Here is a 14,970-nt window from a genome sequence, read left to right as displayed (position 1 = left end):
TCTACAAAGAAAGCCGCCGAAATCTGGAGGAATTCTGTACTTTTCGAGCTACAGCATAGACATAACAAACTGATAACAAGAACTTAACATTGTTCGAAATTTAAATGCAAAATGAAGTGTAGTGCTGATGAAGAGCTATTGATTAAACTAACCACAATTTTTGTTTAATTTTACCTCAAATAACGAATAACATGTCCTTCACCTCCTTAGGTTTGTCACCTGCTTTATTGAAAGCACTGATAGATCAAAAATTCACCTTACCTACCCCCATTCAAGAAGCAGCTATACCAGCCATATTAGATAAAAAAGATGTTTTAGGCATTGCTAAAACAGGTTCCGGAAAAACCGCCGGCTATGTTTTACCGATTTTAATGAATTTACAGCAAACATTAGGCGTAAAAAATCGCCATGCGAATGTATTGGTTTTGGTTCCTACACGTGAACTGGCCGAACAGGTAAAAGAGGTTTTCAAGACTTTTAGCAAGGCACTTCCACAACCTGTTAAAACATTGGCAGTGTATGGTGGTGTTTCCATTAACCCTCAAATGATGGCTATGCAAGGCGTAAATGTGCTTGTTGCTACACCGGGCAGGTTATTGGAATTGGTAGCTTCAAATGCAGTACACTTATCCGGCTTAGAAACATTGGTACTAGACGAAGCCGATAAGATGCTTAACCTGGGTTTTAAAGAGGAGGTAAACAAAATTATCGAGCTGTTACCTAAAAAGCGTCAAAACCTATTGTTCTCTGCCACATTGAGTGATGACATTCAACATATTCACCAGATCCTGCTACATGATCCACTGGTAATTAAAATCGAAGCTGAAGAGGATTCGCTGGACTTGATCAACCAGGTGGCTTATATCGTTTCAGATGAGAAGAAAGGCCCTTTTTTACGTTATCTGATCAATCACCATGAAATGAAACAAGTATTGGTATTTGCTTCTTCAGTGCATCAAGCTGATGCGATTGTGAACAAGCTTCGTAAAAATAACATTGATGCCAGAGCAATTCACAGCAAAAAAAGTCAAGGTGCCAGAACCGATACTTTATATCATTTTAAAACAGGTAAGCTTAGGGTATTGGTAGCCACAGATTTGATGGCCAGAGGAATTGACATTAATTTCCTTCCTTTTGTCATCAACTATGAATTACCCCGATCACCTAAAGATTATGTACACCGCATAGGTAGAACCGGCCGTGCAGACCAGGCGGGTGATGCCATTTCATTAATTAGCCAGAGTGAACTCCATCATTTTGAAGTGATACAAAAAAAGATGGGTAAACAAGTGAACCTGATTGATGGTGCAACGATTTTATAACAAGAAAAGGGGATGGATGAGATTGAATATAAAATAATCAAACCAGATTCATCCCTATCCGACTTTGTAGAAGGTTTCTGGATGATAGCCAATCTTTCAGAAGAACCCAAAGAAATTGTAGTCTTACCCAATGCCACAATAGATCTTTCCCTCTCCTGCTCTTTATCAGACCCGTTTCACATTATGCTCATGGGACTGGAAAGTGAAGCAGAGCAAACATCACTTAGCCCTAAAATGGTCATTTTTGCCATAAGCTTTAAATTACCGGCCATTGAATACCTGTTAAAAACCAGCATCGCTGATTTAGTGAATGAAGCCCGGCAACTACCTGCTGATTTTTGGGGATTTAGCGAGGACGACCTGAGTGATTTTGACCGCTTTTATATAAAGGCTGCAAACAAATTAAAGGAACTGATCAAAGGAAAAATAGACGACAGAAAGCAGAAGCTCTTTGAACTCATCTATACCTCAAACGGTTCAATAACCGTTAAAGAATTATCCGAAAAGGTATATTGGAGCAGCAGGCAGATCAACAGGTACTTTAATCAGCAGTTTGGCATTCCTCTGAAACTCTATTGTAACCTGTTAAGATTTAGCGCCTCGTTTCATCAACTCATAGACGGAAGACTTTTTCCGGAACAAAACTATACCGATCAGGCACATTTTATCCGGGAGATCAAAAAATTCTCGGGAGTAGCTCCCGGAGAATTGTCGAAAAACAAAAACGACCGATTTATACAATTATCAGCATTGAAGAAGCAATAGTTTTACATCTGTTAAACTTATATTCAAAATGTTAATTCAAAACATAAAAATAGCTATTGTAGGTGGCGGCCCGGGTGGTCTTACACTTGCCAGACTTCTACAGATGAATGGTGCAGCAGTAAAAGTATACGAAAGAGACCTGGATAAAAATACAAGAGTACAGGGAGCTACACTTGACCTTCATGACGATTCTGGCTTAAAAGCTTTGGAAAAGGCTGGACTGATGGATGCCTTTAAATCAAATTACCGCCCTGGTGCAGATAAGATGTGTATTGTAGATCATCATGCCCATGTATTTTTCGACGAACGCACAACTAATCAAGAGGAAGCAACATTTGGCAGTCCTTATTTTCGCCCGGAAATAGACCGCGGTCCGTTGCGTAAAATTTTATTGGATACTTTAGATCCCGATACAGTTGTATGGAACAGTCAATTTAAAACGATGAGGCATACGGGTAATACCTGGACGCTCGACTTTCAAAATGGTACTTCGGCTGTAGCGGATCTGGTGATTGCAGCTGATGGCGCAAACTCTAAAATCAGGCCTTTGATTACCCCAATCAAGCCTTTTTATTCGGGTGTAACTGCCATCGAAGGCAATATATATGATGCTGAGCGCAAAATTCCCCGTATTTGTGATTTATTAAAAGATGGTAAGATATTTGGTTTTGGTACTGGAAAAACAATAATTGTCAGTTCAAAAGGCGACGGAAGTGTGGCTTTTTATGCAGGTTTCAGAGCAGCAGAGCACTGGGCAAGCCAAAGTGAACTGGATTTTTCGGATAAAGCTAGCATCCTGAATTGGTTTAAGTGTGAATTTGCAGAATGGAATAACATTTGGCAGGAATTATTTGAAAATGCAGAGACTCCTTTTATGCCAAGGCCTCTTTATTGTATCCCGTTGGATCAAAACTGGGATGCCTTATCAAATTTAACCATGTTGGGTGATGCAGCGCATCTAATGCCTCCTTATGCCGGTGAAGGCGTAAATATGGCCATGTTAGATGCGCTGGAATTGGCTGAACACTTGATTGATCCTCAATATAAAACACTGCAAGCTGCCATAGCCAATTACGAAAACCAAATGCGTATCAGGTCTGCACAAGCTGCAGAAGGATCACTTGACAATACCTTATGGATGCATGATGACAATGCCATAGCCAGGATGATGGCTATGTTTGAAGCTCCTCTATAAAGTTCCAATCACAACATTTGCCCCAAGTAGTCCGGCAGATTTAGCCTCAAGCTTAGTCTGCCCGGCTTCTTTTCCGGCCTGCAGAATAATTTGGCATCGACCATTAAACAGCTTTCTTTTCCATGCTCCTTCCAGATATTTGTCCGGTTCGTGACTGCTTGGATCTCCATTACCTACTCCGATTATCTTTAAATCTCCTGTTACAGAAAAATCGACCATAGCGTTCGCATCCGGCACCGCTCTGCCTTGCCGATCTACTGCACTTACATTAACCACTACAGCATCTTTTCCATCTGCCTGTATTTTGCTACGACTAGCATTCAAAACCAGCTGGTAAGCAGTCCCCGTGGTCTCTACTTTAGTTGTTATCTTTTTACCTTTTTTATAGGCTATGGCCGATAATGTTCCGGGCTGATAAGCTACCATCCAGTTTAAATGTCCGTTTTTAGGCATTACCTTTTTTCCAAGACTTTTACCATTTAAGAAAAGTTCAACATCGTCTGCATTGCTATTTACCCAAACTTCCACAGGTTGTCCCTCTTTTCCTTTCCAGTTCCAATGCGGAGAGATGTGCAGCACGTCTTTGTTGGTCCACCACGACTGGTAGTAATAATAAATATTCTTAGGAAAACCGCACATATCCATCACCCCGAAATGAGAGTTAATGTTAGGCCAGTGATAAGGTGTAGGCTCTCCACGATAATCAAAGCCTGTCCATATAAATCCACCCATCCAGAAAGGGTTATCTGCGGCAAGTGTCCACCAGGTTTCGGCCTTACTTGCCCACCAGGGCGCAGTAATGTCCTGATCCGGAACATAACCTGCGATTGAATCTTTTACATAAATCCCTCTTGTAGTTACTGTACTCCCCATTTCTGTACCAATTACCGGTTGCAGGGGGTGACTTTTATGGTAATCTGCTACCGCAAATTGTCTGTAGTTAAATGCCCTGACCGGAACCACTTCATTTACTCCTTGAAACACATTTGCCAGATCCGCAGCATAGGTACTCAAACGGTAAGGATCTAGTTTCCGCTGTATAGCCAATAGTGTTTGTGCCACGCGTTTCCCTGTAGAATTGGTTTGCATCATCCCTTCTTCATTACCAATAGACCACATAAAAATGCTCGGATGATTTCTGTCCCTTTTAATCAGCTGCTCAAATTGAGTAACATATTCCGGGCTACTGTTTAATAGTCTTTGCTCATCCATTACCAGCATACCTAAACTATCACATGCATCCAATAGCTCCGGCGTTGGTGCATTGTGACTTGTTCTATAAGCATTTACACCCATTTCCTTTAACAATCCAATGCGGTAATATTGCAGATAATCCGGTAAAGCACTCCCTAAACCTGCATGATCCTGATGGTTGTTTGTCCCCATAACTTTAACATGCCTCCCATTCAGGAACAGCCCTTTTTCAGGGTCGATAGTGATGGTTCGAACACCATAACGGGTAACAAGACTATCTATTTTTTTACCACCCAACTGAACCACAGAAACGACCTTATATAGGTAAGGATCTTCCAGCGACCAAAGTTTAGGTTGTTTCAGATCCAAAACCTGATGGGCTGTTGCTTGATCCCTGGTATCCATAGTAAGATTTGAAGGTTCACTTTGTGCTAACTTACGCCCATTCCTGTCCGTGATGTAGGTATAAACAGTTGCGCCCTCAGGCTTCAGGTTTAGGTTCTCTACTGTAGTTTCGACGGTAACACGAGCTTTATCATTCGTTACATCTGCATGGACAAAAACACCCGAAGCCGGAATGTGTAAGTTGTTGTGCTGTTTTAACCATACGTGACGATAAATTCCGGCACCTTCATAAAACCAACCTTCATATTGAGTGGCATCTACGCGTACCACCAGCACGTTGTCTTTCCCAAAACGTAGATAATCCGTAAGATCGTAATTTACGCCAAGATACCCACTCTGGTGATTTCCAAGATAGTACCCATTAACCCAAACTTGTGCATCTCTGAAAATCCCATCAAACTGCACTTCATAACGCTGACCTGAATCTGCTTTAGCAACCTTAAAATGCTTACGATACCAGCCTACACTCGTTTCGGGGAACAAACCGCCAACAGGCTTATAACCATGCGCCATCACATCCAGATTTGGCGAGTTCACAAAGGGCAATTCAACAGCCCAATCATGCGGCAATGACAATGTCCGCCAGCCCTTATCATCAAAACCTGGTGTTATCGCTGTTCCTTCGGCCTTTCCTGATTTAGCAAATAAATTGGCAATTTTGTAATTAAAATCCTTTGCCGGATCGGCAGCATGTCCAAGACTAAACTTCCAGTCATCATCAAAATTGATCTTTTGTTGAACAAAGCCTTGTTGGGCAATTAAAGGGCATGTACTGCATAGCTGAATACTCAGCATCAGGAGAAAGGTTCCTATGTAATGGCGCATATTTTCTGTAGTAATTCTTATTTTAGGTAAATGGATTCAATCTCCAATGTGTTAGGCTGATCTGAACTTTTATTTTTAAGGCCGTAGCCGAAAGTGATTTCTAGTTTCTCGGCATCCTTAAGGTTAAAAGCGTTGCTGTTTTCAGCTTTAAAATAAAGTGGCAAAAATCCGGGATATGGTCTTGGCAGCAGCAATTGTGCATCCTTTGTTAAAGTATTCAGCGGAATTTCAATCTCCGTAAATTCGGGACCAACCATAGCCTCGGCAGCAAAGAAATCGGAGCTCTTAGCAATCATGCCCAGCTTAATCTTTATAGGCGCTACATTTCCGGTTCTGGCCTTAATCACCAATGATTTATAGCCTGGAAGTTCGGCCGAATTTAGGGCAAGCTGATCTCCAAAATAATACTGCAAGCCTATCAATGGACTAACCTGACTGGTATCCAACTTCAATCTTAAAATGGAAGCTACAGGAATTTCACCGGGGATATATTCAACGGCTTTATTCTTCCAATCCGGGTTATAAAGCACAGCTTTTTCCCGGTCTGTTTCCGGATTAAAAATCTTTAATGCCGTTTGTTTAGGCGCCACAAACTCACCCACCTCTATAACACCCATACGCGTACGTTCCGTAACCTCATTTTTTTGTCCTTTACTGGTCAGGATATAAACACCAGGTGATACAGAGAATTGAGATCCGGCAGCAGTGGTCGCAAAATGGTTCCCCTTATTAATGCCTTTGATGGTAAAGTCAGTCCCCAGGTTTGGCAGGCTCAGATCCATTTCATGATGCTTCCAGGTTACCCGGGCAACATCCTTTTGTGGTGAGGTTCTTTCAAAAGGATCCCTGATGAAAACCGCATCAGGCATAACTTCCAATCGCCATACCCCGTTTTCCAATCGGTCTATAAAGTAAGCTCCTGAACCATCATACTTCACCATCTCAGAACTACCTACTCCTGCAATATTTTTCAATTTGGCAGGATCTACGGGTTTAGTATCCGTAGTATTAGAATAATAGAACTCCTCTGGGGTATTCATTTCACTTAAACCATTTGTATAATCCAATCTAAAGGCGTCAAAAAGTGTATCCTGAGGATAAGATTTCAACCTTGGCAGCTTATGGAAAGCCTTGCTTGCAATCAATAAACTAATGGCTTTAGCAGGTGTATAAGCCATATTTAAATAATGCGTTTGGTACTCTACGTTACTCGAAGCCGTAGCCATCGGATCATAAGCAAACTGTGTAGCCCACTGAAAACCTGCGGTTCTGAAACTCCTAGCCATTGCCGGATACATATAGGCGCCTAAAATATCGGCAGCATCAAATTCGTAAACCATTTTAGCGCGGTTTTTAAAGCCAGGAATACTATCGAAAGGGATAGGGTACTTCGATACATTCGGCAGGAAATTGCCTTTTTGCGTATGTCCGGCAACCAGTCCGCTCGGATACCATTGAAAAGTATGGCCCTGAACATCTGCCTTTACAATGGCATCTGCATACTTTGGAGATTCACTAATGTTATAAAATACAGGTTTAGTCCAGCCAGTACTTCTGATGGCCTTTACCATCCTGTTGATGTATTCGGTTGTTCTTTCTTTGGGGCCACTGTGCTGTGGCTCATTGTTCACCTCTGTAGCAATCACATCCGGGTCTTGCTGATAAGTAAGTCCGGTATATTGATTTTTATGTTTAAAGAATTGCTTAAGGTAATTTTCCTGTGCTAGAAAAGCCTGTTCTTCTACCAAAGCCTCACGTTTTCCGTACTTACTGGAGAAGCCACCCAGATCCTGATCCTTCTCTGGATAACCATTACCCCAGAATGCAATTGGGGTAACGATCGTTTTGATATTTCTCTTTTTAAGCTCGGCAATTAGAAAGTCGAACAGCCTTAAATGCTCATTATTGAGTAGGTTCCCCTTCACATCTGATATTTCAGTATCCCAAACGTGCACACGAAAAGCATCCAGTCCAAGTCTGGAAAAATGATAAACATCGTCCTTTATAGCCTGCTCCACCGTCATTCCCAAACGATTGATGGAACGGTAGCCATAAGCAAATGGTGCAGTATAGTTTACGCCAAAAAAGGCCGCTTCCTCACGGTTCTTCTCCCAGCGAATAATTCCCTGCGCATCAACATAAATCCCCTGTTTAACTGAGGCAGATTTGCTGGACTGCGCCATAGCAGGTAAAACAGTTGTAGCAGCAAACGCGAGTGCGATAAATTTCTTATAAAACATCATAAACGAAACTAAGGTAAAAAAGCATTCAATGCCACTGTGGGCTTTCCTGTATCATCAAAAGCACCTAATTTATAACCACTCCAACTATTATAAGATTCAGGTTCCCAATAAAAAACACCCAATCCTTTATTATTTGGAAGCGATTTGTTTTTAGTTAACAGATCTGCAATGAACAACTTTGAAGCTTCTGCCTCGGCAACCGGCATACCAATCTCACAAATCATAATTTCTGAACCATAGCGAGCAACCATATCCGTCATATTAGCCAGACATTGTGTATTTTTTGTTGCCCAGTCTGTTGCAGAAGGGTACAAAGACATCCCAATTACATCCCATTTCGCACCATTGTTTTTTAAGCCATCAAACATCCATCTGAACAAAGCATTATCATAGCCGTTAGAAATATGAACAATCACTTTAGAAGTAGGACTGGCAAATTTCACTGCTGAATAACCGGACAATACCAGGTCTGCAAAGTTCTTCATGTTTAGTGAAGCCTTTCCTTCATCCCAGAGCATTCCATTATTGGTTTCATTACCTACCTGCACCCATTCCGGCACAATTTTATTGTCTTTTAAGGCGGTTAACACTGCTACAGTATGGTCATAAACCGAGGTTTTTAAAGCAGCAATACTTTGTGTAGCCCAGGCAGCAGGCTTAGTTTGCTTTCCGGGATCTGCCCAGTTATCACTATAATGAAAATCGAGCATCACCCGCATGTTCATGGCCTTTGCCCGCTTGGCTTTTGCCACCACATCAGCTGTATTACACCATCCTCCCGTAGGGTTAACCCAAACGCGTAGACGTATGGAATTGATCCCTTTATCACTTAAAATCTTAAACAAATCCTGCTCAACACCGGCATTGTTATAAAATTTCTTGCCTCCGGCTTCCATTTCTGTTACCCAGCTCACGTCTGCTCCTTTCGCATAAGTACCCGGAGGATCTGGTACAGGATAAATTTGAGTATCACCTTTTGGGCTCTTTTTACAGCCTGTCATCAACAGGAAGATCAGGAATAACAATCCCAGGCTTTGTGTAATATGAATAGATTTAAGTCTCATTTTCAGTTTATTTAATAGAATAGGTGTAATTTCCATCGCCCGCACTTAAGTCTAAAGTTACCGTAAACACCCCTGTTTTAGCCACCGGAATATTGATTCCGCCCCAGGTAGGCGCACCGGCAAAAACGAGCGAACCTTTATTGTCAACTTTATAACTGATGTCATAACTACCATTAGCGGTAAAAACAATTGTTTTACCTGCTGTAAGTGCTACATTAGCGGCAATCCATGTTTTAGATGCCGAATTATAAACCATGGGCGTAGCGGATGTACTCCAGTTGTTATCATCTCCTGAGATAAAGAATTTTACCGCCGTATAAGTGATCGTTAACAAATCCAGATCCGCATTTACTTTCATATATGCAGGTGATGGGGTTAACCACAAGTTCCCCCCTCCTACACTTAAGGTATTCGCATTTGTACCCCAGCCATAAACTTTGGCATCTTTTGTAGAAATGAGTTGAAATGCATCACCACCCCATCCATCGGCATTTGGCAAATTTAAATACCCTTCATACTTGGCGTTAAATTTAGCAGAGGCCAGCAAAAACCCATTGGTGCGCTCTGTTGGTGTTTTCCAGGAATTACCACCTTTAACCAAAAGCGCGGGATATTCTACGGTAGACTTGTATGGATTTACCGTCATCTTTAAGGTCGAATAGATTGGCTTTACCGTAGAGGCTATCCCACTATTCTGGTTCACATCCGTCTTTAAGCGCACAACAAGAGTGCTGTTTACGCCAGTAGGTAGCATCAGTTGCACACTTAACAGCGCATTGAAATCTGCTCCCAGATAGGTTTTCTTCAAGCTATCTACAGGTAGCTTCACATTAATGGCATTTGCCCAGGCATTTGGACCGACTGTATCTGCCGGGACATCAAATTGTAAAGTATAAGTAGGCACCACTTTAACGCCATAATCTGCAGCTTTAAAACTGAAGGTAACCACTTTTGCAGCATCTGTAGCTGCTGATAAAACCACTGTACTCACCGAACTGCTAAAGGCTTGTGTACCATTTGCAGGGGGTACAATTATACTTTTAACCGAATCTTTTTTACATGCAGCAAAAGAAACGATCAGGAATAAGATCAGTAAAAACCGACTAAATAGATTCTTCATATGTTGAGATATTAATAACCAGTGTTTTGAATTAAATTAGGGTTAGCAGCAAGATCTGTAGGCGGCAATGGAAAGAGGTTAAATTTATCCGCTACTGAAGTTCCATTTTTTACGCCACCCTTCCAGGCCCATAAATAGGCATTGGTCGTAAATTTGCCAAAACGGATCAGATCGGTTCTTCTAAAGGCTTCATAATACAATTCACGGCCTCTTTCATCCAGGATAAAATCTTTGGTTAAAGCAGTGCTGCTAATGTTTCCTGCTGTGCTTCCCTTGTAAGCACGTGTACGTAGTTTATTCATGTAATCCAGTGCAGTGTTCAAGGTGCCTCCTGATCCACCACGTAATACTGCTTCTGCATAAGTTAAATAGATTTCGCCCAATCGGAACAATGGAAAGTCTATATCCGAAAAGTCTTTAGCAGCATCCTGGTGTGGAGCAGGTCCACCCGATCTGGTTTTATTTCTGAATTTGGTACTGGAGTAACCATCTGTAGAAACATACAAATCTGTCATTTCCAAACTCTGGCCAGTCATATAAAACTGTGCTCTGGAATCTGTATTACCGGTTTTGTCGGCAAATAGGTTCACAAAATTCTGTGTAAAGCGCAATCCGCCCCAATCACCATTAGAGCCGGATACATCTGCCGGCACATGTGCCGGACCATGCATCAGATAGGTTGTACCCCCATAATTTTGTGTATTTGTTCCATCATAAGCAATGGTTAGAATAAACTCATCTGTATTGAGGTGATTGTCGGCAATAGTCAATTCCCTGTAATTGTTATGTAGGGTATAGCCTGCATCGGTGATTTTATTGCAATAAGTAATTGCCTCTGTATATTTGGCGGTACCAGTATAAATTTCTGCATTCAAATACATGCGCGACAATAATGCCCAAACTGCTGCACGGTCTACCCTGGCGTATTCATTTGTCTTTGGTGCAGCCAGGTCTCCCTCTATGGCTTTCAGTTCAGATTCTATGTAAACAAACAGGTCTTTGCGCTGGATCTGCTTTGGAAAGTCTTTACCTCCAATCACTATATCCTCGGTTACCAGTGGTGGGTTACCATACAGGTCCATCAATACCCAATATTGGTAAGCCCTAAGAAACCGGGATTCTGCCCTGTACTTACGGATGTTATCGGCATCAGCACCGGAAATTCCTCTTTTTGATACTTCAGCATCAGCAGACTGACGGATAAAGTCATTGCACAATGTAATCTGGAAATAAGAACGGTAATACAATCCATTAATAATAGAATTAATGGAAGACCAGCTGAGCTCATGTAATCCCTGAATTCCGGCATCACTTTGCCATGACCATGCGGCTTCATCTGTGGTAAGTTCCTGCAAGTTCCAATACAGACGTAAAAAATCAGAGTTTCCCTCATCTTTAATAATTTCTACCGGAATATCCTGCGCACCGGTTGTTGCATTCCCCGTCAGTGCAAAAGCGCCGTAAACTTTAGCCAGCGCTTGTTTATAGCCAAGTGGTGTAGCGTATACTTTATCTGCCGTTAAACCATTGGTTGGTGTTAAATCCAGTTTATTACAGGCACTCATCCATAGGATGCAGGTGCAAGCCAGTGCCAGCTTTTTTAGCGGGCCAAATGTGATATATTTTGTATTGAAACGATTCATCTTCTTGTGGGTTTGATAGGTTAATAATTGAGGTTTAAGCCTAAAGAAAAGACCCTTGGTCTGGGATAAAGATTATTATCTATACCTGAGCTAACTTCGGGATCCAGTCCACTGTAATTGGTAATGGTAAATACATTCTGTATACCAGCATTGACTTGCAAGCCTACCTTACTATGAAAAACCTTTCCAAAGCGATAACCTAAACTGACATTATCCATTTTTAAAAAGGAAGCATTTTCAATATAATAATCACTGAATAGCTGCTGGGCTTTAAAATTAGTGGCCAGATAACTCGGTGAAGCATTGTACAAAACAGCTGAGCCCCCAATCTGTGCCCAATTTCCAGTCTGACTACTGATGTTGTTGTAAACATAATTTCCAATATTGGCTCTCATTACAAAGTTTAAACTCCACTTTTTATAGTTCAGGTTATTGCTAAAGCCCAGAAAAAATTTAGGATCGGCAGACTTCCCTTTATGGAAATCATTTTGATTGATCAGACCATCGCCATTTTGATCTATGTAAACCCCTTCGACAGGACGACCCGACTGATCATATACCTGTTGAAACAGATAAAAGGTGTTCTTACCACTACCAACTGCATTAATCATGGCATACTGGCCACTAACGCCACCGGCAATGGGTCCGACCGGTGCACCCACATAATTTTTATCTTTTGGAATTACCGTTAAATTGGTAATGGTGTTTTTGTTATAAGTGGCATTAAAATTAAAATCCCAATTGAAATCTGCACCTTTAACAGGTACAACATTTAGGGCTAGTTCTACCCCCCTATTCTCCATATCCCCGACATTTACAACCGCTGTGGCAGAAAAGTTGGTACCGGCCGGCTGAGGAACCAAATTTAATAAATCACTGGTTTTCTTATAGTACCAATCTACGCTTGCCGTAATTCTATTGTCCAGAAAGCCCATATCTACCCCAACATTTGTAGTCGCTGTTTGCTCCCATTTAATGTTGTAAATGTAGGCGCTTGGTCTGTACATCTGATAAAACTCATTACCAAACTGATAAGCTGCAGTAGGTGTACTTAAACTATAGGTAGACAAATAACCGTAGTTACCAATTCCATCCTGCTGCCCTGTAGTACCATAACTAAGTCGAAGTTTAAGTGCTGAGAAAGTCTTATTCTCTCGCATAAAATCTTCGTTCTTTAATGTCCAGGCTGCTGCAACAGATGGGAAGACGGCATTTTTATAATTTGGTCCAAAGCGGGAAGAGCCATCTCTCCTAATGGTAGCGGTTAGTAAAAAACGTTCGTCGTAATTGTAATTTAAACGCCCAAAGTAAGAGATCAACCTGTTTTGAGGTTTATCAAAAGGAAAAACAGGTTCAGAATTTAATATTTTATTGCCATTAGCGTCAAAATCTGCAAAGTTGAAAATTTTAGTTAAATAATCGTTGTAAGAATATCCGGCGGTCGCGTCTACTCTACTTTTAATTGATTTGAATTCCTTCACATAATTCAGATAAAACTCAAGTACGGTATTTCTTCTATCCTGTCTGTATTGTGTATTGATCCCCTGGCGATTAAAAGTTTCTGCCGCATATTGATTAACAAAAGTTGTCCCCTTACCTTCGGCTATATCATAACCGGCATTTAAATTTGCATGTAAATCAGGAAGGAAATGGAACTTATAATCCAGCTGAAGATTGCCAATGCTTCTTAAAGGAGTAGAACGGTTCTGGCGTTGCTCCAATAATCCAACAGGATTTCTCACCACCAGATTAACCAATCCACTTGGTGTAGTTGGATCTAACCACTCCCAATAACCATTGTAATCGCTTCTATTGGTATACACAGCCTGCGTTGGGTCGAAACCTACTGCAGCGCCTATAGCAGCCTGATTGGCAAACCTGGTTTTCAGTGCGCTACCTTTTAAATTGAGGTCTATCTTTAGGTGATTGTCAAAAAAAGTAGGGTTCAATACAAAAGCTACAGTTGTTTTTTGGAGTTCGTCTGTCTTCAAAATCCCGGTCTGGTTTTGGTAGCCCACAGAAAGTCTATATGGCAATTTTTTAATTCCACCACTCATACTCACGTTATTATCAGTAGCTAAACCATCCTGATAAATCAAGTCCTGCCAATTGGTATTAAAAGCGCCAAGCATATCCTTTTGCTTTTGAGTCCCGTTGGCATTCACTACAGTCCGGAATTGGTCGCCATCTAATACTTTTACTTCTTTAATAATTTTTGACATTGAGTTTATGGTATTGAAACCTACCTTAAAATCACCGCCAACTCCTTTTTTAGTTGTAATGATGATTACCCCATTGGCAGCTCTGGCGCCATAAATTGCAGCAGCAGAAGCATCTTTTAAAATCGTAAAAGATTCCACATCATCTGGATTGATGAAAGTTAATGGGTTGGTTGCCCCCGAAACACCACCACTTTGCAACGGAACACCATCAATTACAATCAGTGGATCATTACTGGCATTTAAAGAAGATCCACCACGAATACGGATGGTACTGCCACTTCCTGGCTGACCACCATTTGAGGTGATAGACACTCCTGGTACCTTACCTGCCAACATTTGTTCTGGTGTAGTGATATTTCCTTGTTGAAAGTCTTTTGAAGTAACCACGGCAATAGATCCTGTAAGGTCCTTTTTTCTGGTCGTACCATAACCCACTACCACTACTTCACTTAGTCCGGCAGCATCTTCCTGCATAGTAACCTGATAGGTGCCGGAATTTCGAATTGCAACTTCCTGACCCTTATAGCCGATAGAACTGAATTCCAGCATTCCTGAAAGCCCGGGTATGGATAAAGAGAAATTTCCTTTGGGATTGGTCATCGTGGCTATAGTTGTGCCCTTTAAACGAACACTTACCCCGGGAAGCGCGAGTCCATCTGCCGATGTCACCGTTCCGGTAATAGTTACCCTTTGTTGTGAATACAGGTTTAAAGTTAAGAGAAAGAGCATCAGAAGAAGCCAGATACTCTTAAAACTAAAAGTAGAGTTATTATGCATACAATATTTGGTTAGGTTGTAGGTACAAATGAAAACCTTTTGTTTCTTTTTTAATGGTTCTATTGTTCATTTTTTTTGTCCTAATCGACATAATATCGGCTATTTTAAACGATCTAGACCGATTTTCTATCTTTTAAAGTCATAAATTCTTTTAACTTTATAAAAATATAAACCCGATATATCCTTTAATACCAG

At 41.2% G+C, this 14,970-nt stretch carries 9 protein-coding genes; 3 read left to right on the top strand and 6 right to left on the bottom strand.

What is annotated here, in order from left to right; all coding sequences use genetic code 11:
- Positions 1–191: 191 nt before the first annotated feature.
- The 3 genes from P0Y49_07805 to P0Y49_07795 are packed head-to-tail and all read left to right on the top strand — an operon-like array spanning position 192 to position 3,282.
- Complete coding sequence (locus tag P0Y49_07805) at positions 192–1,322, top strand: DEAD/DEAH box helicase (GenBank protein ID WEK21042.1); 1,131 nt, start codon at positions 192–194, stop codon at positions 1,320–1,322.
- Positions 1,323–1,334: 12 nt separating this feature from the next.
- Positions 1,335–2,087: an AraC family transcriptional regulator gene (locus P0Y49_07800; protein WEK21041.1), complete on the top strand. Its 753-nt coding sequence runs from the start codon at positions 1,335–1,337 to the stop codon at positions 2,085–2,087.
- A gap of 28 nt (positions 2,088–2,115) precedes the next feature.
- A complete protein-coding gene (locus P0Y49_07795) occupies positions 2,116–3,282 on the top strand; it encodes an NAD(P)/FAD-dependent oxidoreductase (GenBank protein ID WEK21040.1) in 1,167 nt (388 codons plus the stop codon).
- Here the strand turns inward: P0Y49_07795 and galA are convergent.
- Genes galA through P0Y49_07765 form a run of 6 tightly spaced genes read right to left on the bottom strand, consistent with a single transcriptional unit; the run spans position 3,277 to position 14,775 of the window.
- The gene (gene galA, locus P0Y49_07790) at positions 3,277–5,706 is read right to left on the bottom strand and encodes a beta-galactosidase GalA (GenBank protein WEK21039.1); all 2,430 of its coding nucleotides are present in this window, start codon (positions 5,704–5,706) and stop codon (positions 3,277–3,279) included. The two genes, P0Y49_07795 and galA, sit on opposite strands and share 6 nt — an antisense overlap.
- A 17-nt stretch (positions 5,707–5,723) precedes the next feature.
- Positions 5,724–7,949 carry a cellulase family glycosylhydrolase gene (locus P0Y49_07785; protein ID WEK21038.1) on the bottom strand — a complete coding sequence of 742 codons (2,226 nt, stop codon included), beginning with the start codon at positions 7,947–7,949 and terminating at the stop codon, positions 5,724–5,726.
- A gap of 8 nt (positions 7,950–7,957) precedes the next feature.
- Positions 7,958–9,013 carry a glycosyl hydrolase 53 family protein gene (locus P0Y49_07780; protein WEK21037.1) on the bottom strand — a complete coding sequence of 352 codons (1,056 nt, stop codon included), beginning with the start codon at positions 9,011–9,013 and terminating at the stop codon, positions 7,958–7,960.
- A gap of 7 nt (positions 9,014–9,020) precedes the next feature.
- Complete coding sequence (locus P0Y49_07775; protein ID WEK21036.1) at positions 9,021–10,133, bottom strand: SusE domain-containing protein; 1,113 nt, start codon at positions 10,131–10,133, stop codon at positions 9,021–9,023.
- Between the two features lie 11 nt (positions 10,134–10,144).
- A complete protein-coding gene (locus tag P0Y49_07770) occupies positions 10,145–11,776 on the bottom strand; it encodes a RagB/SusD family nutrient uptake outer membrane protein (GenBank protein WEK21035.1) in 1,632 nt (543 codons plus the stop codon).
- A 20-nt stretch (positions 11,777–11,796) separates the two neighbouring features.
- The gene (locus P0Y49_07765) at positions 11,797–14,775 is read right to left on the bottom strand and encodes a TonB-dependent receptor (GenBank protein WEK21034.1); all 2,979 of its coding nucleotides are present in this window, start codon (positions 14,773–14,775) and stop codon (positions 11,797–11,799) included.
- Between the last annotated feature and the right edge of the window lie 195 nt (positions 14,776–14,970).

This window comes from Candidatus Pedobacter colombiensis (genome assembly GCA_029202485.1).
Lineage (GTDB): Bacteria > Bacteroidota > Bacteroidia > Sphingobacteriales > Sphingobacteriaceae > Pedobacter > Pedobacter colombiensis.
The sequence above is the reverse complement of the archived record's forward strand: the minus strand, read 5'-3'. Positions and strand labels throughout refer to the sequence as shown.

What these genes read in the sequence shown, in the direction of transcription:
- P0Y49_07780 (WEK21037.1), bottom strand. Translation starts at nt 9,013, where the DNA reads ATGAGACTTAAATCTATTCATATTACACAAAGCCTGGGATTGTTATTC.
- P0Y49_07800 (WEK21041.1), top strand. Translation starts at nt 1,335, where the DNA reads ATGGATGAGATTGAATATAAAATAATCAAACCAGATTCATCCCTATCC.
- P0Y49_07775 (WEK21036.1), bottom strand. Translation starts at nt 10,133, where the DNA reads ATGAAGAATCTATTTAGTCGGTTTTTACTGATCTTATTCCTGATCGTT.
- P0Y49_07770 (WEK21035.1), bottom strand. Translation starts at nt 11,776, where the DNA reads ATGAATCGTTTCAATACAAAATATATCACATTTGGCCCGCTAAAAAAG.
- P0Y49_07795 (WEK21040.1), top strand. Translation starts at nt 2,116, where the DNA reads ATGTTAATTCAAAACATAAAAATAGCTATTGTAGGTGGCGGCCCGGGT.
- P0Y49_07785 (WEK21038.1), bottom strand. Translation starts at nt 7,949, where the DNA reads ATGATGTTTTATAAGAAATTTATCGCACTCGCGTTTGCTGCTACAACT.
- galA (WEK21039.1), bottom strand. Translation starts at nt 5,706, where the DNA reads ATGCGCCATTACATAGGAACCTTTCTCCTGATGCTGAGTATTCAGCTA.
- P0Y49_07805 (WEK21042.1), top strand. Translation starts at nt 192, where the DNA reads ATGTCCTTCACCTCCTTAGGTTTGTCACCTGCTTTATTGAAAGCACTG.
- P0Y49_07765 (WEK21034.1), bottom strand. Translation starts at nt 14,775, where the DNA reads ATGCATAATAACTCTACTTTTAGTTTTAAGAGTATCTGGCTTCTTCTG.